The organism is Nocardia sp. NPDC047654 (assembly GCF_043205035.1).
Taxonomy (GTDB): Bacteria; Actinomycetota; Actinomycetes; order Mycobacteriales; family Mycobacteriaceae; genus Nocardia.
The window spans coordinates 1-23,822 of record NZ_JBIDDF010000014.1 but is presented as its reverse complement, the minus strand read 5'-3'; the positions used below and the strand labels follow the sequence as shown (position 1 = coordinate 23,822).

22 protein-coding genes are annotated in these 23,822 nt (G+C 70.0%); 10 read left to right on the top strand and 12 right to left on the bottom strand.

Annotated features, from left to right (window positions below; translation table 11 throughout):
* Window positions 1-3 precede the first annotated feature (3 nt).
* A complete protein-coding gene (locus ACGF7Y_RS27700) occupies window positions 4-1,740 on the bottom strand; it encodes a DUF3556 domain-containing protein (protein WP_393238500.1) in 1,737 nt (578 codons plus the stop codon).
* 76 nt (window positions 1,741-1,816) lie between these two features.
* On the opposite strand from ACGF7Y_RS27700, the gene ACGF7Y_RS27695 reads away from it, so the two are divergent.
* Genes ACGF7Y_RS27695 through ACGF7Y_RS27665 form a run of 7 tightly spaced genes read left to right on the top strand, consistent with a single transcriptional unit; the run spans window position 1,817 to window position 8,168 of the window.
* Window positions 1,817-2,752, top strand: coding sequence for an NUDIX hydrolase (locus tag ACGF7Y_RS27695; protein WP_393238497.1), 936 nt, complete (start codon window positions 1,817-1,819; stop codon window positions 2,750-2,752).
* A complete protein-coding gene (locus ACGF7Y_RS27690; protein ID WP_393238495.1) occupies window positions 2,668-3,252 on the top strand; it encodes a biotin transporter BioY in 585 nt (194 codons plus the stop codon). Before ACGF7Y_RS27695 ends, ACGF7Y_RS27690 begins: the two co-directional genes overlap by 85 nt.
* Window positions 3,245-4,366, top strand: coding sequence for a class I adenylate-forming enzyme family protein (locus ACGF7Y_RS27685; RefSeq protein WP_393238492.1), 1,122 nt, complete (start codon window positions 3,245-3,247; stop codon window positions 4,364-4,366). The genes ACGF7Y_RS27690 and ACGF7Y_RS27685 overlap by 8 nt, the downstream gene beginning before the upstream one ends.
* Window positions 4,363-5,490 (top strand): thiolase family protein, encoded by a 1,128-nt coding sequence (locus tag ACGF7Y_RS27680; RefSeq protein ID WP_393238489.1) that lies wholly within the window; start codon window positions 4,363-4,365, stop codon window positions 5,488-5,490. The genes ACGF7Y_RS27685 and ACGF7Y_RS27680 overlap by 4 nt, the downstream gene beginning before the upstream one ends.
* Window positions 5,487-6,167, top strand: a complete 681-nt coding sequence (locus ACGF7Y_RS27675; protein ID WP_393238486.1) for an energy-coupling factor ABC transporter ATP-binding protein — start codon at window positions 5,487-5,489, stop codon at window positions 6,165-6,167. Before ACGF7Y_RS27680 ends, ACGF7Y_RS27675 begins: the two co-directional genes overlap by 4 nt.
* Window positions 6,164-6,766 (top strand): energy-coupling factor transporter transmembrane component T family protein, encoded by a 603-nt coding sequence (locus ACGF7Y_RS27670; RefSeq protein WP_393238483.1) that lies wholly within the window; start codon window positions 6,164-6,166, stop codon window positions 6,764-6,766. Before ACGF7Y_RS27675 ends, ACGF7Y_RS27670 begins: the two co-directional genes overlap by 4 nt.
* Complete coding sequence (locus tag ACGF7Y_RS27665; protein ID WP_393238480.1) at window positions 6,759-8,168, top strand: AMP-binding protein; 1,410 nt, start codon at window positions 6,759-6,761, stop codon at window positions 8,166-8,168. The genes ACGF7Y_RS27670 and ACGF7Y_RS27665 overlap by 8 nt, the downstream gene beginning before the upstream one ends.
* A 121-nt stretch (window positions 8,169-8,289) precedes the next feature.
* Here the strand turns inward: ACGF7Y_RS27665 and ACGF7Y_RS27660 are convergent, their stop codons facing one another.
* The 3 genes from ACGF7Y_RS27660 to ACGF7Y_RS27650 all read right to left on the bottom strand — a co-directional run bounded on the left by ACGF7Y_RS27660 (window position 8,290) and on the right by ACGF7Y_RS27650 (window position 12,842).
* Entirely contained in the window at window positions 8,290-9,642 is a 1,353-nt protein-coding gene (locus ACGF7Y_RS27660; protein WP_393238477.1) for a DUF5933 domain-containing protein, read from the bottom strand.
* 336 nt (window positions 9,643-9,978) lie between these two features.
* A complete protein-coding gene (locus ACGF7Y_RS27655; protein ID WP_393238474.1) occupies window positions 9,979-11,349 on the bottom strand; it encodes an amidase in 1,371 nt (456 codons plus the stop codon).
* 272 nt (window positions 11,350-11,621) lie between these two features.
* Window positions 11,622-12,842 carry a PucR family transcriptional regulator gene (locus ACGF7Y_RS27650; RefSeq protein WP_393238471.1) on the bottom strand — a complete coding sequence of 407 codons (1,221 nt, stop codon included), beginning with the start codon at window positions 12,840-12,842 and terminating at the stop codon, window positions 11,622-11,624.
* Between the two features lie 346 nt (window positions 12,843-13,188).
* Between ACGF7Y_RS27650 and ACGF7Y_RS27645 the strand changes: the two genes are divergently transcribed.
* Window positions 13,189-13,665 (top strand): hypothetical protein, encoded by a 477-nt coding sequence (locus tag ACGF7Y_RS27645; RefSeq protein ID WP_391466389.1) that lies wholly within the window; start codon window positions 13,189-13,191, stop codon window positions 13,663-13,665.
* A gap of 153 nt (window positions 13,666-13,818) precedes the next feature.
* The gene (locus ACGF7Y_RS27640; RefSeq protein ID WP_393238468.1) at window positions 13,819-14,823 is read left to right on the top strand and encodes an AraC family transcriptional regulator; all 1,005 of its coding nucleotides are present in this window, start codon (window positions 13,819-13,821) and stop codon (window positions 14,821-14,823) included.
* Here the strand turns inward: ACGF7Y_RS27640 and ACGF7Y_RS27635 are convergent.
* On the bottom strand, window positions 14,804-15,676 hold the full coding sequence (locus ACGF7Y_RS27635) for a sigma-70 family RNA polymerase sigma factor (RefSeq protein WP_393238465.1): 873 nt from the start codon (window positions 15,674-15,676) through the stop codon (window positions 14,804-14,806). The genes ACGF7Y_RS27640 and ACGF7Y_RS27635 overlap by 20 nt on opposite strands.
* A 93-nt stretch (window positions 15,677-15,769) precedes the next feature.
* Here ACGF7Y_RS27635 and ACGF7Y_RS27630 point away from each other — a divergent pair, with 93 nt between their 5' ends.
* Entirely contained in the window at window positions 15,770-16,117 is a 348-nt protein-coding gene (locus ACGF7Y_RS27630) for a DoxX family protein (RefSeq protein ID WP_393238462.1), read from the top strand.
* A 22-nt stretch (window positions 16,118-16,139) separates the two neighbouring features.
* On the opposite strand, the gene ACGF7Y_RS27625 is transcribed toward ACGF7Y_RS27630, so the two are convergent.
* The 7 genes from ACGF7Y_RS27625 to ACGF7Y_RS27595 all read right to left on the bottom strand — a co-directional run bounded on the left by ACGF7Y_RS27625 (window position 16,140) and on the right by ACGF7Y_RS27595 (window position 23,457).
* A complete protein-coding gene (locus ACGF7Y_RS27625; protein ID WP_393238460.1) occupies window positions 16,140-17,726 on the bottom strand; it encodes a GMC family oxidoreductase in 1,587 nt (528 codons plus the stop codon).
* 105 nt (window positions 17,727-17,831) lie between these two features.
* Complete coding sequence (locus ACGF7Y_RS27620) at window positions 17,832-18,410, bottom strand: TetR/AcrR family transcriptional regulator (RefSeq protein WP_040866627.1); 579 nt, start codon at window positions 18,408-18,410, stop codon at window positions 17,832-17,834.
* A 31-nt stretch (window positions 18,411-18,441) separates the two neighbouring features.
* Window positions 18,442-19,911 carry an FAD-dependent oxidoreductase gene (locus tag ACGF7Y_RS27615; RefSeq protein ID WP_393238456.1) on the bottom strand — a complete coding sequence of 490 codons (1,470 nt, stop codon included), beginning with the start codon at window positions 19,909-19,911 and terminating at the stop codon, window positions 18,442-18,444.
* Between the two features lie 14 nt (window positions 19,912-19,925).
* Entirely contained in the window at window positions 19,926-20,330 is a 405-nt protein-coding gene (locus ACGF7Y_RS27610) for a carboxymuconolactone decarboxylase family protein (protein WP_393238453.1), read from the bottom strand.
* Window positions 20,327-21,205, bottom strand: coding sequence for an NAD(P)-dependent oxidoreductase (locus ACGF7Y_RS27605; RefSeq protein ID WP_393238450.1), 879 nt, complete (start codon window positions 21,203-21,205; stop codon window positions 20,327-20,329). Before ACGF7Y_RS27605 ends, ACGF7Y_RS27610 begins: the two co-directional genes overlap by 4 nt.
* Entirely contained in the window at window positions 21,202-21,954 is a 753-nt protein-coding gene (locus tag ACGF7Y_RS27600; RefSeq protein ID WP_040866630.1) for an SDR family oxidoreductase, read from the bottom strand. The genes ACGF7Y_RS27605 and ACGF7Y_RS27600 overlap by 4 nt, the downstream gene beginning before the upstream one ends.
* Window positions 21,955-21,987: 33 nt before the next feature.
* Window positions 21,988-23,457: an aldehyde dehydrogenase gene (locus ACGF7Y_RS27595; protein ID WP_393238446.1), complete on the bottom strand. Its 1,470-nt coding sequence runs from the start codon at window positions 23,455-23,457 to the stop codon at window positions 21,988-21,990.
* Between the last annotated feature and the right edge of the window lie 365 nt (window positions 23,458-23,822).

Genomic DNA, 23,822 nt, shown 5'->3' with positions numbered 1-23,822 from the left:
GCGTCAGCCCTTTTCGCCGGCCCTGTAGTGCACGCGCACCGGTACATCGTCGGCCCAGGGCTGGCGGGTGACCATGTCGGCGACTTTCACCTCTCCGCGTTCGAATTCTCCGGTGGCCGCGTCGACGAGGCGGTATTGCTGGGTCTGCTTGTGGATCGGCTGGGCGTCCAGGAGGACCACGCGCACTTCGCCGGGTTCGAAGTGGCAGCGTCGGTGCATGGCGGCGATGAGTTGTTCGTTGTGCATGTGGCCGTCGCCGAAATTCCAGCCCACGGCGGTGCTACAGATGCGTTCGCCGTCGGTGATGGTGTACTCGTCTTCGCGGCCGGGCGGCATGGCGCGGTGGACGAGCGTGAACAGTGCGCGGCCGTGGGTGTTCATGGCACGGAAGGCGTATCCCAGGTACATCGGAATCTGCGCGCGGTCCTTCCCGTAGAACCGCTCCAGCTGCGCCTGCGGCATGCTCGCGATGGCGACGATGCTCGTGCCGATCTTCTGCGCGGCCGAGGGTTTGATGCACCACATCGTGGTGTCCCAGTTCCCCGCGTAGTACCGCATGCCCGGGAGGAAGGAGATCTTGCGCGGGAACAGGTTCCCGGCGATCACGATGCTCGCGGTCACGCCGAACAGCGCTGCGACCGGTACCGGATTTCGCAGGCTGCTCAGGCCGAGGTCGGCGTGCGCGACGAACAACGCGGCGATGCCGAAGATCATGAAGACGTTCCATTCCAATGGCACGCCCATCGGAATGGCGGTCAGGATCGCCAGATGGAAGCACACCATGACGAACGCCGCCACGGCAGTCGGCCACCCGCCGGGGGAGAAGAACAGCACCAGCGGAACGCACATCTCGACGACGGTGCCGCCGTGGGCGAAGACGCGGGACAACCGCCCCGGCCGCAGATCGTCGGGGAAGCGTTCGAAGAACGCGCGCTTGAGTGGTTTCGGCCGGAACACCGGACTGTTGGACATCATTGTGGAGACCACGAAAGGGAAGTGCTTGTTCAGCTTCGACGTCGCCGCGCCCATCCAGATCACGACGAAAACCGCTTTCGCGGCGACGATCGAATCGGCTCCCGGGAAGAGGAAGGCGACGGTGAGCGTGGCGTAGACCTCGCCCCGGGCGGCCAGGAAGATCACCTTGTCGCGCAGGCCGATGACGGCCAGCAGGCCGAGAATCGTCGCGACCTGCCAGTGCGGCAACAATCCCACGGTGGTGTCCAGTTCCGGCATCGGGCCGGTGCCGTCGGACAGCAAGGCGACCGTTGTCGTCGCCAGCAGCGCCGCGTACAGAGCGATGTCCACCGGGGTGCGGTTGTCGCCCTTGGTGAGCGGTACCCGATCCGGCCATGGTGGCAGCCGAATAGTATTGGGGCGCAGCCAATACAGGATTGAGCCCAGCGGCGGGAAGTATCGGTTGTTGAGTGGGCCGAAGCCGCAGCCGAGCCCCACCACCTCGAACAGCAGCGTGTACAGCACGATCTTCTGGAAGACGATCGGTTCCGCCCACCAGGCGCCGACGTTGGTGAATCCGTCGATGCCCGCGGTGGTCAGTGCGACCAGCAGGCCGCCGAGCACATACAGACAAATCTTGCCGACGTAGAACAGGTGCAGCACCACGGGTGTCCCGAAGCCCACCTCGGCCCAGTGCCGGGCCATGGGACGGATGCGCTCGCCGCGCGTGCCCTTGCTCCATTCCGCCAGGTCGACCACGGGCAGGTCGGGCTCGAGAAACCCCATCAAGCACGCTCCGATCGCGAACGCCCGAGGCACGGTCGGGGCCCCGAGGTTCCCGATACGGTGACAGGTGCGGCATTTGCTGTCAACGACTCCCGCGTCGCCCCTCGTGTCCGGTTCGGGCAAGATCGAGGCCATGGAGCCGACCCCGAGAGCGCCGCTGCCCAGGAGCATCGACGAGTTCCGCGTGCTCGCGACCTCCCGGCTGGCGGGATTCCCGCGCATCGAGGTCGCCGACGCGCCCGGTCTGCGCCGCGCGGCGGTGGTGTTGTGCGTGGTCGAAGAGCACGGTGGACCACCGGCGGTGATCGTCATCAAGCGGGCCTACCGTGGCCGCAATGCCGGACAGTGGGGATTGCCCGGTGGCCGCTTGGAGGAAGGCGAGACCGCGGAACAAGCGGCCCTGCGTGAACTGCACGAGGAATTGGGCCTGCACGCGCGTCCCGAAGATCTGTTCGGCGCGCTCGACGACTTTCCCGCCGCGTCCGGCTTCGCGATCACGCCTCTCGTTCTGGTGCTGACCGACGCCACGCGATTGCGGCCGAACCCCGACGAGGTCCACTCGGTGCACCTGGTCGACCTTGCTCGGCTCGCCGCCGAGGACACCCCGCGCTGGGTCCGGGCCGAGGACGCGGTAAGGCAGGCGGAACTGCGCGACGATGCCGCGCCCGCCGACGAAGCCGGCCTGCTGCAGATGCGGCTCGGCCCGAAGATGACCATCCACGCACCGACCGGCGCGCTGCTGTGGCAGTTCCGTGAAGTCGTCCTGCTCGGCACAGCGCCTTCCGCGGCCCGAGTCGCTCACTTCGCCCAACCCGATTGGACCCATCGGCAGGCCTCCTGCCAGGTCGGGCGCGGGAGGTACACGGCGCGGGAGCCTATCCGGCCTGCTACCTTGAACGTCGTTCAAGTTCTATGCGGAGGGTTGTCGTGGAGGGTGTCGAAAACTCTCGAGAGCCGAGAGTCGGTATTTCCGCGCGGGATATGGCGCAGATCGCCGTCTTCGCGGCGCTGATCGCGGCGCTGGGCTTGCCGGGCGCCATCACGGTCGGGTTCAGCGGTGTGCCGATCACGGTGCAGACCCTCGGTGTGATCCTGGCGGGTGCGGTGCTCGGGGCACGCAAAGGGACCGCCGCGGTCGTGGTCTTCCTGACGCTCACGATGATCGGCCTGCCGCTGCTGTCCGGCGGCCGTACCGGTCTGACGGCGCTGGCCGGTCCCAGTGCCGGGTACCTGATCGGCTGGATCCCCGCGGCGCTGTTCATCGGACTGTGCACCGCCCGCATCCTGCCGAGATACCCGATCGCGCTCGGTCTGCTGATCAACGCCGTCGGCGGTCTGCTGATCATCTACCTGTTCGGCACGGTGGGCCTGCTGCTGCGCACCGACCTGGGCGTCGGAGCGGCCATCACCACCAACTGGGCGTTCATTCCCGGTGACCTGCTCAAAGTCGTCGTCGCGAGCGTCGTGGCCAAAGGAGTGCACCGCGCGTACCCCGGTGTGATCCGTGCCTAGTCGCGAACTCGGCGGCGCGGGTGGCGCGCCTGCCCTCGACTTCGACGGCCACACCTACACCTACCGCGAACTCGACCGGGCCATCGAGCGATGGATCGCCCGGGATCCGGACGCGGCCGTCTACGACGCGTCGGCCCTACCCGTCGCGGACGCGCTGATCTGCGTCTGCGCCGCGGCACGGCGCGGTATCCCGGTCTTCGTGGAGAATCCCGAAGCCCGCCCGCCCCGGGCGGGCATACCGCCCGGGGCGTTCTTACTGGTGGCGACCTCGGGCTCGACCGGTCGTCCCCGGCCGCTCGCGCGAACGGCCGCCTCTTGGTACGACAGCTTTCCGGCGTTCACGGCGCTCACCGGCGTGGAACCGGCCGACCGCGTCCTGATCACCGGGCCGTTGCACGCGACCATGCACCTGTTCGGCGCACTGCACGCGTTGTGGCGCGGCGCGTGCGTCACCGACGATCCGGCGCGAGCCACGGTGGTGCACGCGGTTCCCGCGGTACTGCGTGCGGTGGTGCGCACCTGCCCGCGCCTGCGTACGGCGATCGTCGCGGGCATCGCGCTGGACGACGGCGCCTTGTCGGCGGCCGGTGAGGTGGAGGTAGTCGAGTACTACGGGTCATCGGAGGTCTCGCTGGTGGCGGCACGCCGCGTTCCCGAGCCGATGCGGCTGCTCGACGGAGTCGAGGCCGAAGTGCGCGACGGACTGCTCTACGTTCGATCGCCCTACCGTGTGCTCGGCGGGCCCGACTGGTTCGGAGTCGGCGACCTCGCCGAACTGGGCCACGATCGCGAGCTGACCGTCCTGGGCAGGGGCGACTGCGCGATCAATGTCGGTGGCACCACCGTGGTCGCCGAGGAGGTGGAGCGCGTCCTCGAATCGCTCGACGGCATCGTCGCGGTGGCCGTGATCGGCTCGCCGCATGCCGTTTTCGGTGAAACCGTCACGGCCGCTGTGCAGTTGGACGACGGCGCGGGACTCGACCAGATCCGGTCGCGAGCGCGTCGCGTGCTGGCCAAGGAGGCGATGCCGCGCCGGTGGGTGCCACTGCCCGCGCTGCCGCGAACCGCCGCGGGAAAGGTCGCCAGGGGCAGGCTGAAAGACTTGCTGACATGAGCCCGGTTCCCGTTCTGGTAGCGCCGCGCCGCACGCCGATCGGCAACGCGGGACATGGATTGGCGGACCTGACCGTCACCGACCTCGCCGCTCCGGTGCTGCGCGACGTGCTGGCCGCGCTGCGCGGCGCGGGCGTGGACGCCGACGTGGACGACGTGGTGCTCGGCAATTGCCTGGGGCCCGGCGGCGATCCCGCCCGGGTCGCCGCACTGCGGGCGGGGCTGGGTGTGCACGTCCCTGGCGTCACCGTGGATCGGCAGTGCGGGTCGGGCTTGGACGCGGTGATGCAGGCGGCGTTGCGGGTGCGCAGCGGCGCGGACGAACTGATCCTCGCCGGAGGCGTCGAATCGGCGAGTACCGCTCCGTGGCGCTTCTGGCCGCCGGTGGCCGGCGCCGAGCCCGTGCGGTACACCCGGGCTCCCTTCGCGCCATCGGGCTTTCCCGATCCGGACATGGGCGTGGCCGCCGACGATCTCGCGCGAGCGCGCGGCATCAGCCGGGAACGGCAGGACGCCTACGCGGCCCGCTCACACACGCTCGCCGCGGCCACCGACTTCTCCGCGGAGATCGTGCCGATCGGTGACGTGCAGCGGGACGAACGTATTCGCGCGGGCATGACCACTGCCCGGCTCGCGCGCCTTCGCCCGAGCTTCGGCGTCGACGGCACGGCCACCGCGGGCAATTCCTGCGGCATCTCCGACGGCGCCGCGGTCATGGCGGTCACCAGCGAGTCGATGGCCGCCGGGCTGCCCGCGTTGCGGATCCTCGGCTGCGCGGTCGCCGGATCCGATCCCGCGTTTCCCGGTCTCGGGCCCGTGCCCGCGATCCGGAAACTGCTGCGCCGGAACGGCATCGGTGTGGCGGACCTCGGCGTCATCGAGATCACCGAGGCGTTCGCCTCGGTGGTGCTCGCGGTGGCGGACGAATTGGGCCTCGACGAGTCGACGATCTGCCCGCAGGGCGGCGCCATCGCGATGGGACACCCGTGGGGCGCGTCCGGAGCCATCTTGCTGGTGCGTCTGGCGAGTCGGATGCTGCGGGCGGACGGCCCGGCGCTCGGTCTCGCGGCCTGCGCCATCGGCGGCGGGCAGGGAATCGCCGTGCTCGTGGAGCGAGTGTCATGAGCGAGATAGTCTTCGACTCGGTGCACCACCGTTTCGGTGAGCGAAAGGTGTTGCGCGCCGTCGATCTGCGGATCACCGAGCGCCGCGTCGGCATCATCGGGTCCAACGGTTCCGGCAAATCGACCTTGGCGCGCATGATCAACGGCCTGCTGACGCCGAGTTCCGGCACGGTCACAGTGGACGGCGTGGACGCCTCCCGCAAGGGCGCACAGGTGCGGCGGAAGGTGGGGTTCGTCTTCACCGACCCCGACACCCAGATCGTGATGCCCACGGTCGCCGAGGATCTCGCCTTCTCCCTGCGGCGGACGGGGTTGGGCAAGCGAGAGATCGCGGCGCGCGTCCAGGAGATCCTGGAACGGTTCGGGCTCGCGGGCCACGCCGAGCACCCCGCACATCTGTTGTCCGGCGGCCAGAAACAGCTGCTCGCCCTCGGCGCCGTCCTCATCCGGCGGCCGGAGGTGATCGTGGCGGACGAGCCGACCACGCTGCTGGACCTGCGCAACGCCAGGGTCGTCGCCGACGCGCTGGACAACGTGGATCAGCAGGTGATCGTCGTGACCCATCAGCTGTCGTTGCTGGAGAGCTTCGAACGCGTCATCGTGATCGATGACGGCGCGGTGGCGTTCGACGGAACCCCCGGCGACGCCGTCGCGGCATACCGGGCAGCGGTCGAATGATCGGCCTGTACCGTCCGGGCGATTCGCCGCTGCACCGGATACCGGCCGGGATGAAGCTGGTGCTGCTGCTCGGGTCGATCGTGGCCACCACGGTGTTCGCGCGGACCCCGCCGCGGGTGCTTGCCGCCGCGGGGGTGGTGGCGGTCCTGTTCGCGGTGGCCCGGATCCCGTGGCGCGTCGCGCTGGCACAACTGCGTCCGTTGGTGTGGATGCTGCTGCTCATCGCCGTTTTCCAGGTGCTGATCACCTCGCCCGCGCGAGCGGCGGTGGTGTGCGGGGTGCTGGTGGTCTCGGTGGCGCTGGCGGCGCTGTTCACCCTCACCACGCGGGTGACCGACATGCTCGACGCGGTGACCCGGTGGCTCGGGCCGCTGCGCAGGGCCGGTGTCGATCCGGAGCGGATCGGCCTGCTGCTGGCTCTGGCCATCCGGTGTGTCCCGCTGCTGGCGGGGATCGTGCACGACGTCGCCGAGGCGCGGCGCGCTCGTGGCCTGCAATGGTCGATGACGGCACTGGTCACCCCGGTGCTGGTGCGGGCACTGCGGACGGCCGACGCGATGGGCGACGCCCTCGCGGCACGAGGGGTGGACGATGACTGAACTGCTCGCCGCGCGGATCGCCCGGCAGGCCGCCGCGAATCCGGCCGCGTCCGCGGTGATCTCGGGACGCGAGCGGGTGGGTTACGAGCGGTTCTGGTCGAAGGTCGTTCGGGTCGCGGCCGGGCTCGGCGGCATGCGCCGGGTGGCCGTGCTCCCGACGTCCGATGTCGAATCGCTGGTGACGGTGACGGCGGCGATGCACGCCGGGGTGAGCGTCGTGCTGCTGCATCGTCATCTGCTGCCCGCCCAGCTGAGCCGGGTACTCGCGCTCGCCGAGCCGGGAGCCGTCGTGGCCGCGCCGCAGCAGCACCGGCGATTACGGCGGCTGGGATACGACGGAATCGTGCGGACCGCCGCCGCACTGGAATCCGAGGGTGCGGTGGGCCGGCTGGAGCCGGGCGCCGAACTGTTGGTCGGCATCACCTCCGGCACCAGCGGCGAACCGAAACTTTTCGTGCGCGACCAACGGTCGTGGGCCACGACATTGGATCGCTCCGATCGAACGTTCGACATCGGCGCCGGTGACCGGGTGTCGGTGCCCGGCGTGCTGGACCACACCCATTTCCTCTACGGCGCGTTGCACGCCTTGAGCCGGGGCGCGACGGTCGATCTGCGGCCGGTGGGCGATGCGCTGAAAGACGGTGCGACGCACCTATACGCGGTGCCGACGATCGCTTGGGACCTGGTGCGGGCGGGTATCGGCCGGTTCGGCGGTGTCCGGGAAGTGCTGTCCTCGGCGGCCCGGTGGCCGCGCACGGGCCGGGAAGCGTTGCGGGAGGTCTTGCCGAACGCCTCGCTCGTGCACTTCTACGGTGCGTCCGAATTGAGCTTCGTCTCCTTCGATCGCGGGCTCGGCGGCACGGACGAGAAGTCGGCGGGTGAACTGTTCCACGGTGTCCAGGCGCGCGTTCGCGACGGCTTGGTGTACGTGCGCAGTGACATGCTCTTCGACGGCTATCTCACCGAGGACGGTGTGGTCGGCGGTCCGGTGGACGGGTGGATGACGGTCGGCGACCGGGGAGAGGTGATCGGCAACCGGCTGCGGCTGTTCGGCCGGGACAGCGACATGTTGATCCGGGCCGGTCTCAATGTGGAACCCGCGGCCGTCGAAGCGGCGCTCACGGCGATACCGGGTGTCGCCGAGGCCGCCTGCGTCGGCGTGCCCGACGCACGCATGGGGGAGGCGCCCGCGGCGGCGATCGTGGTGGGCGCTGCCGCACCGGGCGCCGAGGAGATCTGGCGGCGGCTGCGCGCCACCTTGCCGAGTCCGAGTATGCCGGTGCAGGTACTGGTCGTGGACAGCCTGCCGCGCACGCCGCGGGGGAAGCTGGATCGGGCCGCGCTGGCCTCGACGCTGGCCGCGCACCGTCGTGGCGGTCGCGCTGCCGAGGCCGATCACTGACCGTCGCCGCTTCGGCCCGATGGACGCGGGCTCGCCGGTATCCCCGAATCGGCGGCGCTACAAGCGAAAGCGCCGTCCGCTGCACCGGCCGCGCGCTGGGTGCGCTGCCGGTGCGGGCCGTTCAGAGCTTCGCCGGCAAACCGGCCGCCCGGGTCGGCTCGACCGATGACGCGCCGAACCACGTGGTGTAGAACATGATCGCCAGCGCACAGAGCGAAGCAACGAGCGCGATTCCGGACGGAATCGGGTACGCCGCCATCTGCGCGGCGAGGAACCGAATGCACAGCAGCACACCGGTGCAGACCGCGATCCCGACGGCGACGATCCGGACGCGCGGACGATCCCAGCCCCGGTCGGGGTCGCGCAGCGCGGATTCGACGGTCAGGCACAGTGCCGCGCCCACGATCAGGTCGACGCCGTAGTGGGCGCCGAGGCCGAGTGTCGCGATGAGCGTGCACACCAGCCAGAACGCGCCGCCCCAGCGCAACCACAGCGGGCCGCGCCGGGAGTGGATGAACAGCGACAGTGCCCAGGCGGTGTGCAGCGAGGGCATGCAATTACGCGGCGTGATGCCGTCGAAGCGCAGCGCCTCGAGTGCGGACGGCACCGCGGGAACGACATTCGGCCAGACGTCGGCGATCTCGAAACCCAGCCCCTGCGGTCCGTACGCCAGCACCGGCCCCACCACCGGGAACACCACATACCAGATCGGCCCGACGACCCCGAGTGTCAGGAACGTTCGCACCAGGTAGTGCCGTGGCCACGCACCGGTCGTCACGCCGCGCAACTGCCACGCCGCGACCAGCACGGCCGCCAGCGGCAGCTCGAAGTACACCCAGCGCACCACGCCCGAAGCCAGCGGTCCCGCCGCGTCGAGCGCGTGCCCGACCAGCCACGACGGACTGCCGAGGGCGCGGTCGGCAACTTGCACGTACGGGTCGAGAACCATCGGGCAGGCCCACGCGGTGATGTCCAACCAGATCTCGCTGACCTTCGTCGCGCAGATCAGCAGGGCGCCGAAGGCGATGGTGCGCAACGCCGTGCGGCGTCGCTGCTCGTCCCACCGCACGAACGCGATCACCGCCAGTGCGGTCAGCACGAGGGTCGGACCGTTGCCGACGGTGAACGGCCGTCCCTCGGCCGCCCTGATCAGAACGAACACCAGGTCGATGCCGATCGCCGCGGCGACGGCGCCGACCCGTGCGCGAGCCGTGATCCCGACCAACGCCAGCAGGAACCCGGCCCACGGTGTGGTCGCCGACTTCGGCGTTCCTGCGTAGTCCCGCAGCAGGCTGGTCAGCGGCCCCAGCGCCCCGATGTGCGCGGCCATCAGCTCACCACCGACCAGCGCGAGCACGATGGCCGCGATACCGCACCACACGACCACCGGCCGGAACCGACGCTCTCGGAGCTCTTCGATACCCACTCGCTCGCCCGGTGGGGTCGAGCTCCCTCGTACGTCGTTCACAAGCACCGAGACATCGTAAACACGACGTTAACGACGCATGGACGGGGAGATGCCTACGCGCGGGCGGGCGCCGTGCCGGAGGGTGTGCGATGCGCGGCCGGACGGAGGGCGCTGATATCGCCGGAGGGGGCTGTGCACGGACACCCCGCGATGACTTTGCTCCCGCCCCGGGAGGTGTGCTGGAGGCCTTCTAGTTCGACCGCGGCTATCGAGAGGCGGACGGGCACACCGCGTTGTCGATGTGCGCCGCCGCCGGAAGGTTCGACACCGCCCCCGCCGAAATCACGGCGCTGTGGGCGGAGACCAGTGGGAGCCCCGGGGCCGCTCAGGCGTAGCGGTCGCTCAACGGATCGCCTCGTCGCCGAGGGGAGCGTGCCGTCGCCACGGACGAATCCGCTCCAGCTGTGCGGCGACCGCCAGCAGCGTGGTCTCGCCGCCGGGCGCCGCGGCGAGCTGGACGCCGATGGGCAGCCCGGCATCGGAATGTCCGGCGGGAACGGACATCGCCGGGTAGCGCACAGTGTTGAACGGCGGCGTGAACGGGATGAAGCGGGGCACGTCGAGCATGGTTCGCAGAAACCCTTTCCCGGCGAAGGCCCCGATGGGCACCGGCGGGGTCGCCAGGGTGGGCGTGAGCAGGAGGTCGTGCTCGGTGAACCACGCGGCGAATCGGCCCGCCTGCCGCGGCGGGGGAGCGTCGGGTACGCGGCGCATCCTCGTGATCACCCGTCCGGCCCGCGCCACCTTGCGGGTCAGCGGTTCGAGGAGATCCGCGCTCAGGTTCGCGGTGTCCTCGGCGACGCCGGCGAAATAGCGTGCGAGGAAGCCGAGCGCGTCCTGCGGCCGCCACGGCGGCGAAGCCTCGGTGACGGTATGGCCCGCTTCGCGCAGCGCTTCGGCCGCGGCCAGCATCGCCGTGCGCACCTGAGGGTCGACGGATGCGCCCAGCACCGATGGCCGGGTGGTCATGCCGATCCGCAGCGGCCGCTCGAGTGGAGGCGGCGTCCGGTAGCGGTCGTCGGCGGCGAGCACCCCGAGCAGGAGCGCCGCGTCGGACACCGTGGTCGCGAGCGGGCCGAACGTCGATATGCCGAGCCAATTCGAGCCGAGTTCGGCAGGGCGCGGGATCACTCCGTCTCCGGGCTTCAGGCCGACGAGCCCGCAGCAGGACGCGGGGATACGGATCGATCCGCCGCCGTCGGAACCTACTGCGAGCGCGGCCATCCCGGTGGCGACCGCTGCCGCGCCACCGCCGGTGGAACCGCCCGGCGTGTACGCGTTGTGCCACGGATTGCGGGTGACGCCGTGCGCGGCGCTCTCGGTGACCGGCCACTGACACAGCTCGGGCACATTGGTCTTGCCGATCAGCAGCGCGCCCGCGGCGCGCAACCGGCCGACCAACTCGCTGTGGGTACCGGCCGCGGTCTGGCGTGCCGCGCGGGATCCGTTGCCGGTCACGCATCCGGCGAGGTCGAGATTGTCCTTCACCGCCACCGGAACCCCGGCGAGCGGAAGGTCACGAAGATCGCCGCGGGTGGCCAGCGCGCGGGCTTCGTGGCGGACCTGCTCGTGGCGCACGATCCGGAAGGCGTTGAGCCGCGGGTCGAGTGCCGCGATGCGGGTCAGGTGCTCGTCGACCACCTCGAGCGGCGAGACCGTCCCGCTCCGGACTTCCGCCGCGATCTCGGTCGCCGGCGCGCCCGCCCATGTCATCGCACTCTCCTCGGTACCTCGGATCGCGACGACCACTGCGGCACCGCCACCGGCCTTCGCGACTCGCCGCCCACGGTAATCGTCGCCGGGTGAACCGACAACGACCAGCGCTGTCGTTGCCGCGCATGGGAACGAGCGGCGCGACACACGGCGAGTACTTCGCATTCTCGATGCGGGCGAGTGGGTCCGGATGGGAAGCATGTCGCGCCGGAGATCGCCGCGTTTCCCGGCACTCGCGGGCCGGGAAACGCGATGAAATCGCGGTCGAATGATCAGGTCGTGCGATAGGTGCGGGCCACGAGTGCCGAGCGCAGGTACCACAGGCCCGACGGCTGGGACGGGTCGAAACCGGTGAGCTGTCCGATCCGCTTGAGCCGGTAGTCCACGGTGTTGGTGTGCACGTGCAGCACGCGTGCCGTGCGCTGCCGGTTGAGGTTGTTGGCGATGTGGCGTTGCAGCGTTTCCAGCAGCTCGGGATGCGCGTCCAGCGGGTCCAGCAGCGAGCCGAGATACTCGCGGCCGGGCCCGGGTCTGGTCAGCTGGTATTCCAGCGCCAGTTCGTCGAAGCGGTAGAGCCCGGCCACCGCCTGCAATCGCTGCACCATGTCGAGTAGTTCGTGCGCCTGATCGGCGGCGGTGGGGATCTTCTCGGGAGTCGCCTCGACCATGGTCGCGGTGACGCCCACCTGCGCGGCGTGCGACAGCTGGGTGACCAGCGCGTCCAACTGCTCGTTGTCCAGATGGCCGGACGGGATGAGCACCGTGCCGCCGTCGACGCTCAGCAGCGACAACACGGCCTCGCCACAGCGTGTGGCCAGTTCGGCCTGGACCCGGCGCAGTTTCCGGCGCGCGACGACCTTGCCGTCCACCATCGGGTTGCGTTCCTCGCGGTGCGGCGGGATCGCCACGGCCAGAACGGCGTACGACGACGCGATGGCGATGCCGCACTCGCGCGCCATGGTGGAGGTGCTGTGCCCGCCGAGCAGCGCGGACGTCAGCGTGTGCACGGCGGTGTGATGCTCACTGACCACCGCGCGAAGCTCACGGACGTAGGCCATGGAGACCGCGGAGTTGATCATGTCGAGCATCTCGACGACCATCTTGGCGCCGTCGACGAGATCGTCGTAGTCCTTCATCGTCGCGTCGGACACCACCAAGTCCAGGCCCATCTTGAAGCCTTCGTGGATCGAGTGGTGGATGGTGTCGATCGGCACCCCCTCCCGCGCCCACCCCGCGGCGGCGTCACCGAGCCGCTGGAGTTTCTCCGGAAGGTCCTTTCCGTCGAGCATGCTCACCGCCAGCTCCAGGCAGACCCGGGTGATGGTGGTGACGTCGCCGGCGATCGCGTCACCCGGTAGCGTCCCGCACGGGGTGACGTTCTCGACGAAGTGCCCGACCATCTGACGCGCTAGCCCGCGAACATCCTTCAGCGGGGACGACATCGGCTTTCCCGACAGGGTCAGGCTCGGCCGGGCCGAACTGTCGACGGACATTGGCGACTCCCTTCCGCCCACGATTGGTGTGCAGCGCATTCACACTAATCGGTAGATCTCCTTCGCGGACCCGATCGACCGGTTCTGTGAGAGCTGGGAGGGACCGGTCGGTGCGGGGTTGTGAGCGGTCACAGGACCGGGCCGGACTACCCCGCGGCGGGCGGCGCCGGGTTCGGTCGTCGCCGCGAGCGCGGACGGACATGCCGGTAGGATCACCCGCGCCGGGCATGGCCATGTAACGAGGGTCTTGTCCGGCACGTGTCGTGTCCTGGATGGTGTGCAGTGCCCATCCGCCGCGCACGCCACGGCGGAAAGGCAGTGCGGACGCAACGATAGGGGCAGGGCGATGACACCGGCTCTGAGATGTCTTGTCTGGGAACTGGACAACACCTTGTGGGACGGCGCCGTGTGCGACGCGACCGTCGGCGCGTTGCGACCCGCCGCCCTGCGCACCCTGCGCGTGCTCAGCGAGCGCGGGATCTGGCATGCGGTGGCAAGCCGCGGCGAGCGCGAATGGACGCTGGACAAGCTGTACCGGTACGGCGTCTACGAGATGTTCTCGGCCATCGAGATCGGCTGGGGCCCCAAATCTTCGGCGATCATGCGGATCGGGCGCACCCTCGGACTCGGGCCGGAGGCCATCGGTTTCATCGACCACGAGCCGGTGGAGCGCGCCGAGGTCGCCCGTGCGCTGCCCGCCGTGCGCTGTTACGCCGCCCGCAACGCCGACGTCCTGCCGGTGCTGCCGGACTTCCGTCCGGTGTTGCGCACCGGTCCCGCTCCCACGCCGCCGCTCGGGTTCGCCAGGGTGCCCGCGCGCTGAGACGAGCGCGGTGTGACCGCGTGATACGCGCCCGGCCTGCGGGATCGCGTGACCGCGCCGGAGGCTTCCCAGCTGCGCGAGGAGGCGCGCCGGAGTCGTATCGTGTTGATGGACAATGCGGTATCGGTGAATCGGCGGCGATAGGTTCTCACCATGAAGTGCTATGGCGTCACCGCGAGCGATGCCGAATCGTGGACGGAGATCGCCAACAGCTTCGTTCCCATGGACTACCGCTACGGCGATCCGGACCGATGGTATTCGGGGCTGACGGTCCAGGAGTCGGCCGTCTACCGGTTGTTGCGCTGGGAGCAGCGCGGAACAAGTACCTCCTACCGCACCCGGACGAACATCCGCCACGGTCCGTGTGACGACTTCTACTGGGTCGTCGTCCCCCAGCGGGGCGTGTACTCGGTGCGCTATCGCGGAGAGGAGACGCGAGCGCGACCCGAACAGGCCGCGGTGACCGCACTCGACGATCTGTGCCAGATCCACATCCCGCTGTTGTCGGCCTACGCGTTCCAGCTGCCCCGTGCCGAACTGGACCATCGCGCGGGACCGCTCGCCGAACGCGGTATGACGATCGACCTGAACTCCGGACTCGGCCGGATCACCCAGGCCATGATCCGCAGCACCCACGACGAACAGGCGAATCTGTCCGACCTCGAGTTCAACGCGGTCTGCGACCGGATCGCGGAGTTGCTCAGCCTGATCTCGCTCGGCGAGACCGGTCCGCAGCGGACCCATCACGCCCATGTCGTCGCGCAGATCCGGCAGTACGTGCGAGCCAATGTCGGCCGGAGTGACGTGCGCCTGCCCGCGGTGGCGCATGCGCTGGGCTGGTCGCCCCGGCAGTTGCGCTCGGTACTGCAGCAGGCCGGCACCACCTACCGCGACGTGCGGCGGGACGAAGCCCTGCGCGCCGCACGCGACCAGCTCGAGGACCCGGCGCGGGAGGACGATCCCATCAGCGCGCTGGCGATCCGGGCCGGATTCACCCCGGCATGGTTCTCCGCGGCGTTCAAGGCGCGCTTCGGTGAGACGCCGCGGGACTTCCGGCGGCGTCGAGCGGCGGAACGCGCCCTGCCGGGCGACGCGCGTGAGCCGGTGCCCACGTTCCTGAACCGGACGGCATCCGGAATCAGCCGTCCAACAGGCTGATCGACAGGCCGCGCAGCCGGGCCGCGTCGGCGATCACCCGGTATCCCGCCACCCGGTCGCCGCGCACCGTGACGGTGAGCGCCAGCAGCAGCCTGCCGTGCGGCGCGACGACGACGCCCGGGTGACCGTCCATTAGCGCGAGCGCCGCCACCTGTGCACGCCGCCGGAGCAGCACGGTCTCTTCGGCCACCGAGGCCGCGCCGCGCACGGTCGTGGCCATTCCGGCGGGAAGCGCGGCGGCGTCGGCCGTGCGGACCACATCGGGCGCCAGGACGGCCAGGAGCGCGTCGAGGTCGCCGTCGCGTGCCGCGCCGAGAAACGCGTCGACGACATGCCGTTGCGCGGTGAGTTCGGGGGTGGCATCGGCATCCCGCACCCGGTGGCGAGCCCGGCTGGCCAGCTTCTTCGTGGTCGGCGTTGTGCGTCCGACGATCGGCCCGATCTGGTCGAACGGCACCCCGAACAGGTCGTGCAGGACGAACGCGACCCGCTCGTCGGGGCCGAGCCGGTCCAGCACCACCAGCAGTGCCCGGCCGACCGAGTCGATCAGGACTGCCTCGTGCTCCGGTTCGTTCTCGTCGGCGCCGCTTTCCGGCCGGGCGGGGTGGTCGAGCGGTTCCTCGCGCCGCGCGGCCCTGGCGCGCAGCAGGTCCAGGCAGATCCGGGACACGACGGTGGTGAGCCAGCCCGGCAGGTTCCGTACGTCCTCGACGTCGTGGCGGGCCATCCTCAGCCAGGTCTCCTGCACCGCGTCGTCGGCCTCGCTGGGTGAGCCGAGCATGCGGTAGGCGACCGCGTGCAGGTGGCCGCGCTGGGACTCGAATTCGCGCGCGAAACCGTCTTCGGTGGGCATCGGTCACCTTTCCGCTGCATGGTCCGTCATCGAGATGACGGATCGGACAGCGCCCAGGTGACCGGGCGCGCCACTTGACGAAAGGGTATTGCCATGGACATCGCTTACGTTGTCGCCACCGTGCTGGCGGCCGCGGCCGCATTGCTCGCGGCGGGCATAGACGTGGTCCGCGCCGAGTGGGTGCGGACGAACATGCGCGCCTACGACGTTCCGGAGTCGTGGCTGACGCCTCTCGCGGTCGTCAAAGCGGTCGGCGGGGCCGGGCTGCTGGTCGGCCTGGCGGTCCCGCCGATCGCGGTTGCCGCGGCGGCCGGGCTGGTCGCCTACTTCGTCGGCGCGGTGCTGACCGTGGTCCGTGCGCGGCAGTACGCGCACATCGGCTACCCGCTGCCATACCTCGCCCTGGCGGCCGCATCGCTGGGACTGTCCGTCGCGGCGTAGATTCGCGGCGACGCGCGTGGCACTACTGCGCGAGGATGAACTCGGCCGCCTGCTCGCCGATGAACACCGAGGGCGCGTGCGTGTGGCCCCGGATGAGCAGCGGCATCACCGAGGCGTCGGCCACCCGAAGCCCTTGGACGCCACGCACTTCCAGCCGTGGCGTGACGACGCTGGCGGAGTCGGTGCCCATGCGGCAGGTGCCGACCGGATGGTAGAGCGTGTGGGCGTAGGAGTTGAGCGTCAGTTCGAGCACGGCTTCCGGTTCCGCGGGCGCCTGGGGCGGGTAGATCAGCGGGCCGAGCACCGCCTTCATCGACGGCTCCGCGGCGATGGCCGCGCACACCCGCAATCCGGCCATGATGGCGGCGCGGTCGGCCCCCGCGCTGTCGGACAGGTAGCGCGGATCGATCACGGGTTTGGCGGACGGGTCCGCGCCGGACAGGGTGATCCGTCCTCGGCTCTGCGGGCGCAGCAGCACCGTCGCCAGGATCACCCCGTGCTCGGTCGGGTCCTGAAGTCCTTCGTAGTAGAACGGCGCGGGCGCGAACACCAGTTCCAGGTCCGGGAACTCCAGATCCGGCTTGCTGCGCACGAACCCGTACGCCTCGCCGACGTTCGAGGTGAGCATGCCGCGATGGCGGATCAGGTAGGCCAGCAACTGACGCGGCCGCTCGGCGCCGAACAGCGAATCGCCCGCGACGCCGTAGCCGATGCCCGCGACGAGATGATCCTGCAGATTCGCACCCACCTCCGGCGCGTGGTGGCGCACCTCGATGCCGTGACGGGCGAGTTCGTCGCGATCGCCGATGCCGGAGAGCATCAGCAGTTGCGGGCTGTTGATCGCGCCGCCGCACAGCACGACCTCACGCCGCGCGGTCACCGTGTGCGTGCCGCCGCCGTGGCGGTACTGCACGCCCACCGCGCGCGTGCCGTCGAACAGCACCCGGGTGGCCAGCGCCTCGCTGCGCACCGTGAGGTTCGGACGACGCAGTGCCGGCCGCAGATAGGCGTCGGCGGTGCTCCAGCGGCGGCCGGCGCGCTGGGTGACCATGGTCTCGCTGAACCCCTCCGGCTGCGGACGGTTGGGCGGCTCCACCTGGTAGCCCGCTTCCTGCACCGCGGCCAGGTAGGCGGCGGTGAGACCGCGCGGGCTGCGCTGACGGGAGACGTGCAGCGGACCCTCGGTGCCTTCGTCGGGGTACTGGGCGTTCTCCACGCGTTCGATGCGGCGGTACTGCTCGACCGCCGCGGCGAAACCCCACTCCTCGCCCGCCAGCAGCGCCCACTCGTCGTAGTCCGCCCGGAATCCGCGCACCCACATCATGGCGTTCATCGAGGACGAGCCGCCGAACATCTTGCCGCGCGGCCAGTAGATCTCGCGGTTCTTCAGTTCCGGTTGCGGCGTGGTGAGGTAGTCCCAATCCACTTCGGAGCGGAACAGTTTGGCGAACCCGGCGGGGATGTGCGCGAACTTGTTCTTGTCCGGCGGGCCCGCTTCCAGCAACGCCACCGTGGTGCCCGGATCGGCGCTGAGCCGATTGGCCACCACCGCGCCCGCCGATCCCGAGCCGACGACGACGTAGTCCGCGGAAAGCTCACCAGGTTGCACTGTTCCCACTCCGATCTGCACCGACTACGGCAAAGATACGAGCATGCCCGCGTCGCGTGGCCGATTTCGGGCAACCCGGCGCGAAGTCGTCCGGCGAAGTCCGCGCTATCGCAGGATCAGCAGCGCGGAGGTCTCGATGCGGTCGGCGATCTCGGAGTAGGACCCGTAACCCATGCCCGCCCGCACCAGCGCGCCCGCATAGAGCAATTCCAGCGATTCGACCACGTCCGGGTCCGGATCCGGACCGAGCGCGCGGATGATCCGCTTGCGGATCTCGGCCCCGATGCGTCCGCGCAGATGCTCCACGTCCGGATCGCGGCCGAGCAGGGCGCTGGTGACCGCGCCGGAGAGTTCCTGCTCGTCGGCCACCAGCATGGCGATGTTCCGCAGCTCGGCGATCACCCGGACGGTCGGGTCCTTGTCCTCGCTGACCGGCGACGGCGACGCGACCAGCCGCCGCCAGAAGATCTCGGCGACCAGATGCTCCTTGGACGAGAAGTAGGTGTACGCGGTGGCCGTCCCGACCCCGGCCGCCGCGGCGACCATCCGGATGGTCATGCCCGCGAACCCTTCCCGCGCCAGCACTTCCACCGCCGCGCGGGTCAGCTTGTCGACGGTGTCGGCCTGCTTGCCGGACAGCCTGCGGCGGGTCGCCTCGAGAATGACGGAATCGGGTTCGGACATGTGTCTGGATCCTACTATCGGCCCGGGCTGTTCAGTTCTTGGCCGCCGCGATGCCGGCCCGGCGCCCGTAGAAGCTGCCGTCGCCCAGGGACGCGCCGCTGACGTAGCCGCCCGCGCACAGGCCGGAGGTGCACCGGCCAGCCGCGAACAATCCCGGAATCGGCTCTCCGGAGACGTGCAGCACCCGCGAATCGAGGTCGGTGCGCAGTCCGCCGAGGGTGAAACCGGCCGTGAAGCCGCGCATGTCGAAGGCCGCCACCGGTCCGCGCAGCGGGCGTACCCATTCCGGCTTCTTGCCCAGCACCGGGTCCGCGCCGCCGGCGGCGTGCAGGTTGTAGCACTCCACGGTCGCCTGCAACGCCTGGCCGGGCAGGCCCATTTCCGCTTCCAGCTCGGCGATGGTCTCCGCCACCCAGGTCGGGGGCTGGCGGAAGAACGGCGTGGAGGTCTCGGTCGTCAGCGCCTCCTCGTAGGACGCTTCATCGATCACCAGGTAGGCCTGATTGTCCTGCTGGATCAGCGTCGCCTGGCCGATCCGGCCGGGGTAGGTGTCCTCCGGGATATAGCGCTGGCCGCGCCCGTTGACCAGGATGCCGCGGGCCAGCAGCTGCGGATCCCCGAAGAACGCCACCTCGGTCGCGTCCATGTGCGCCAGCTCCGCGCCGAGCGCCTGCGCCAGCCGGATGCCGATGCCGTCGTGTTCCTCGATCGCCGCGGCGGGCCTGCCGATCAGTCGCGGCGCATATCCTTCGATCATCTCCTTGTGGTAGGCGAAACTGCCGGTGGCCAGCACGACGCCGCGCTCGGCGCGGATGGCGACCGGCTTGCCGTAGCGGCGGGCCAGCACCCCGACCACCCGATCGTCGTCGTCGACGATCAGCCGCGCGATCCGCATGTCGTACTCCGCCCGGATGCCCAGCGCTGCCGCGGTGTCGGCCAGCGGCTTCATCAGCATGTAGCCGCCGCCCTTCTCGCCGGTGCGCTTGTCGGCCATTTGCGGGACATGGCCGCGCGGAGCGGGTTCGGCGATCGCGTTGAAGGGCGCGGCGTTCTCGCCGCCGGAGTACATCAGTCCTTCGTCGTGCGGCGGCTCCCACCCCGGCTCGCCCCAGAACGCTTCGCGGAACGGCACGCCGCAGGACACCAGCCACTGGAAGTGCTCGACGCTGCCGCGGCAATAGTCGGCGATCTTCGCCTTGTCCACGCCGGGGCCGAGCGCCGCGAGCAGGAAGGTCTCCATGTTCTCCGGCGTGTCCTCGAAACCGAGGGCCTGTTGCAGCGGTGTGCCGCCGCCCAGGTAGATGAAGCCGCCCGCCAGGGCGGCGGCGCCACCCCAGCCGCCGGTACGCTCCAGGACCAGCACGTCGGCGCCCGCGCGGGCGGCCTCGATGGCGGCGCACACCCCGGCGATGCCGTATCCGGCGACGACGACGTCGGCCCGGTGGTCCCAGGTCTCGACCCGGCTCGCGCGCAGGGGGCGAATGGTGGTGGCGTCAGACATGGTCAACGAATCCTTCACTGCTCGGCGGGCGCGGACTGCGCGCGGGCGGCCTTCTTCTGCTGCGCCACAATCGTGCCCACCAGGATGTCGAGTTTGGTGCCGTTCGGCCAACCCACGTAGTGACACAGGAACACCGCGATCTCGTGCAGCTGGTCTTCGGTGAGTTCGCCGTTGCGCAGCGCGGCCCCGATCTGGATGCCCGCGGTGTCGATCGCGCCCTGCGCGGCCAGCGCGCCGAGCAGCAGCAGCCTGCGGTCGCGGATGGTGAGTCCGGGCCGCGACCAGATGTCGGCGAAGAGGTGGTCGGCGGTGACGGCGAAGTGGGCGCCGGGGTATTCCTGGAACTCCGTGCCGTAGACCTCGGCCATCCTGGCCAGACCGCGCTGCCGCACGCTGTCGCTGGAACCGTTGTCGCTCATGAGGTTTGCCTTTCCGATGCGGAGGTGCCCGTTCCGACGCCGAGTCCGGGACCGAGCCGGTCGATGGCGAGTTCGGCCAGCGGCAACGCGGTGCCGAGCCGTTCGCCCAATTCCAGGGCGAGACCGAGGTCTTTCTCCCCGAGGTCGCGCACGTGCCGCAGGATCGGCAGCCAGAAGTCGCCGTCCTGGATCGGCGCGGTGGTGCCGCGCAGCATGATGGCGCCGGGCCCGCCGGTGACCGCGTCGGAGTGGCGCACCACTTTGCCGAGCGCGGTGAGGTCGAGACCGGCCGCCTCGGCCAGGCGTTGCGCCTCGGTGGCGGCGGTGAAGGAGACGAAGTGCAGCAGGTTGCGGGCCAGTTTCATGCGCGTGCCCGCGCCGACCGGCCCGGCGTGCACGATCAGATCGGCGAAGCAGCCGAACGGTTCGCGCACCTGCTCGAACGCCGTGTCGCTGCCGCCGACCATGACCGCGAGCGCGCCGCGGGTCGCGCCGGGCGCGCCGCCGCTGATCGGCGCGTCCACCAGTTCGACGCCGCGGTCGCGGCAGACCGCCGCGAGTTCTTCGGCGGTGCGATCGCTGATCGTGGAGTGCACGGCGACCACGGTGCCCGCCGCGGCGGTGCGCAATATGCCCTCCGGACCGGTGATCACGTCGCGGACCTGGGCATCGTTCACCACGGTGATGGAGATGACCGCCGCCTGCCTGGCGAGTTCGGCGGCGGAGGCGACCGCCTCGGCCCCGGCCGCGAGAAACGGCTCGACCGCCTCGGGCCGCGTGTCGCACACCGCCAGCCCGCCCGGCCATTCCAGCAGGCGCTCGGCCATCGGCGCACCCATGTTGCCGAGGCCGAGGAATCCGATGCGGGCGCTCATGACCGCACGATCTGTCCGCCGTCGACGTTGAAGATCTGCCCGGTGACCCAGCTCGCCTCGTCCGACAGCAGGTACAGGCAGGCGCCGACCAGGTCCTGCGGCGTGCCCATCCGCTTGAGCGGCAGGCGTTTGACGATGTCGTCGACGATCACCTCCGGGGTGACCGCCTTGGTGGCGTCGGTGTCGATCGGTCCCGGCGCGATGGCGTTGACGCGGATGTTCGAACCGCCCAGTTCGAAGGCCAGTTGCTGGGTGAGGCCGTTGACGCCGACTTTCGCCAGGCCGTAGAAGCTGGAATACAGCCACGCGGCGGTGGAGGACTGGTTGACGATCGATCCGCTGCCGCGCTTGGACATGTGCGGCCAGACGGCGCGGGTCATGACGAGCGCGCCGTCCATGTTCACGCTCATGAACTTCCGGTAGTAGTCCCACGGCACGGTCAGCAGCAGGTTCAGTTTCATCTCGCCGTAGATGGCGGCGTTGTTGACCAGGTGGTCGATGCCGCCGAACTCGGCGACGGCGAGATCGGCCAGTGCGGTGGCGGAGTCGGGATCGGACACATCGACCTGTCCGAACACCGCGGTGCCGCCGTCGGCGACGATCTTCTCGACGACCGCCGCGCCGCTCTCGGCGTTCTTGTCGGCGACGACGACGTTCGCGCCTTCGGCGGCCAGCGCCTGCGCGTAGGCGGCGCCGATGCCCTGAGCGGCGCCGGTGACGATGGCGGATCTTCCCGTGAAACGGGCCATGGAGTTCAGCTCCTCTGTGTTGTCCCGCGGCGGTCAGACCGCGGTGGCGATGACTTTGGTCTCGAGGTACTCCTCGAAACCGGCGATGCCCATCTCACGGCCGAGGCCGGATTGCTTGTAGCCGCCGAAGGGGACGTCGGCGGAGTACCAGATCCCGCCGTTGACGCCCAGCGTCCCGGTGCGCACGCGTTCGGTGACGCGCCGGATGCGCTCGGGGTCGGTTCCCCAGACCGAACCGGACAGGCCGTAGGGGGAGTCGTTGGCGATGCGGACAGCGTCCTCGTCACCGTCGTGCGCGATGATCACCAGCACCGGGCCGAAGATCTCTTCGCGGGCGACGGTCGAGCTGTTGGGGACGTCCGCGATCAATGTCGGTTCGACGAAGAACCCGCGCTCGTGCCGGGCCGGGCGCCCACCGCCGACCACGATCCGCCCGCCCTCGGCGCGTGCGATGTCGACATAGCGTTCGACCCTGGCGCGCTGGCGTTCGGAGATCAGCGGCCCGCACACCGTGCGCGGGTCGGTGGGATCGCCCGGTCTGATCCCACCGAGCGTGGCCGCGGCCGCCTGCACCGCTTGGTCGTAGGCGGCGCGCGGGACAAGCAGCCGGGTGGACAGCGCGCAGCCCTGGCCGGCGTGCACGCACACCGAGAACGCCGCGACCGAGCAGGCCGCGGCGATGTCGGCGTCGTCGAGCACGATGAACGCCGATTTGCCGCCCAGTTCGAGGAACGCCTTCTTCAAAGTCGTTGCGGCGCCGGTCATGACGGCGCGGCCGGTGGCTGTGGAGCCGGTGAAACTGATCATGTCGACGCGCGGGTCGGCGGTCAGCCGGGCGCCGAGCGTGTGGTCGGCGGAGGTCACGATATTCACGACGCCGGCCGGGATGTCGGTCTCCTCGGCGATGACGGCGCCGACCGCCGCCGCGCACCAGGGGGTATCGGGGGCGGGTTTGAGCACGACGGTGTTCCCCGCCGCCAGCGCGGGACCCAATTTGGCGAAGTTGATCTGATGCGGGAAGTTCCAGGGCGTGATCGCCCCGACCACGCCGATCGGCTCCCGGCGCAGCAACCGGCGGGTCTTGATGCCCATCGGTTCGGCCACGCCCAGATCGGTTTCCCAGTCGTAGGTTTCGGCGAGTCCGGCCGCATAACCCAGGTCGGCGACCGGGCCCTCCAACTGCGGGCCCGCGGTCAGCATCCGCGGGGCGCCTGCCTCGGCGATCGTGATTTCACGCAGGTCCTCGACGTGGGACTGCAACGCGGTGCGCAACTGCTCGAGGCAGTGGGCGCGGAAGGCGTGATCGCGCGACCAGTCCGTCTCGTCGAACGCGGTGCGCGCGGCGGCGACGGCGGCGTCGAGATCGGCCGCGTTCGCGTCGGCGGCGAGGCCCAGGACTTCCTCGGTCGCCGGGTTCACCGTCGCGAAGACACCGTCGGCGCCCTCGACCAGCTTGCCGCCGATCAGCAGGCGGGACCCGTCGGCGGGCAGAAGGCTGCTCATGGATTACTCCGATACTGTCTGGACACGTGTACGGAATATAGTCTCGGACGTCGATCTGTGGCAATAACAGGTTCTAACTCTGCCATTCTCGACAGGGCCGAGCGGGAAGGGGTGCGCTCCGGCTGGATGCGCGCGAGAGCGTCGAGTGTGGCACGGCGAAACGGTTGGTGATTTGAGAAGAATTGTCGGGAACGGTGGGTCGGTGGTACTGTCCAGACACATGTCCAGCTATCTGTCTCCGCCTCGGTGGCGGCACGCTGCCGCGAGGCGGAACGTGTTATCGGTTTCGGAGTGTGGGTGATGACCGCCGCGGTGGAGCCGGTGACGTTCGATCCGTATGACTACGGGTTTCACGAGGATCCGTA

Coding starts and splice junctions, on each gene's coding strand:
- ACGF7Y_RS27700 (WP_393238500.1), bottom strand. CDS start 1,740: ATGGGGTTTCTCGAGCCCGACCTGCCCGTGGTCGACCTGGCGGAATGG.
- ACGF7Y_RS27680 (WP_393238489.1), top strand. CDS start 4,363: ATGAGCCCGGTTCCCGTTCTGGTAGCGCCGCGCCGCACGCCGATCGGC.
- ACGF7Y_RS27675 (WP_393238486.1), top strand. CDS start 5,487: ATGAGCGAGATAGTCTTCGACTCGGTGCACCACCGTTTCGGTGAGCGA.
- ACGF7Y_RS27670 (WP_393238483.1), top strand. CDS start 6,164: ATGATCGGCCTGTACCGTCCGGGCGATTCGCCGCTGCACCGGATACCG.
- ACGF7Y_RS27665 (WP_393238480.1), top strand. CDS start 6,759: ATGACTGAACTGCTCGCCGCGCGGATCGCCCGGCAGGCCGCCGCGAAT.
- ACGF7Y_RS27655 (WP_393238474.1), bottom strand. CDS start 11,349: ATGACATGGGCGGGCGCGCCGGCGACCGAGATCGCGGCGGAAGTCCGG.
- ACGF7Y_RS27650 (WP_393238471.1), bottom strand. CDS start 12,842: ATGTCCGTCGACAGTTCGGCCCGGCCGAGCCTGACCCTGTCGGGAAAG.
- ACGF7Y_RS27645 (WP_391466389.1), top strand. CDS start 13,189: ATGACACCGGCTCTGAGATGTCTTGTCTGGGAACTGGACAACACCTTG.
- ACGF7Y_RS27640 (WP_393238468.1), top strand. CDS start 13,819: ATGAAGTGCTATGGCGTCACCGCGAGCGATGCCGAATCGTGGACGGAG.
- ACGF7Y_RS27635 (WP_393238465.1), bottom strand. CDS start 15,676: ATGCCCACCGAAGACGGTTTCGCGCGCGAATTCGAGTCCCAGCGCGGC.
- ACGF7Y_RS27630 (WP_393238462.1), top strand. CDS start 15,770: ATGGACATCGCTTACGTTGTCGCCACCGTGCTGGCGGCCGCGGCCGCA.
- ACGF7Y_RS27620 (WP_040866627.1), bottom strand. CDS start 18,410: ATGTCCGAACCCGATTCCGTCATTCTCGAGGCGACCCGCCGCAGGCTG.
- ACGF7Y_RS27615 (WP_393238456.1), bottom strand. CDS start 19,911: ATGTCTGACGCCACCACCATTCGCCCCCTGCGCGCGAGCCGGGTCGAG.
- ACGF7Y_RS27610 (WP_393238453.1), bottom strand. CDS start 20,330: ATGAGCGACAACGGTTCCAGCGACAGCGTGCGGCAGCGCGGTCTGGCC.
- ACGF7Y_RS27605 (WP_393238450.1), bottom strand. CDS start 21,205: ATGAGCGCCCGCATCGGATTCCTCGGCCTCGGCAACATGGGTGCGCCG.
- ACGF7Y_RS27600 (WP_040866630.1), bottom strand. CDS start 21,954: ATGGCCCGTTTCACGGGAAGATCCGCCATCGTCACCGGCGCCGCTCAG.
- ACGF7Y_RS27595 (WP_393238446.1), bottom strand. CDS start 23,457: ATGAGCAGCCTTCTGCCCGCCGACGGGTCCCGCCTGCTGATCGGCGGC.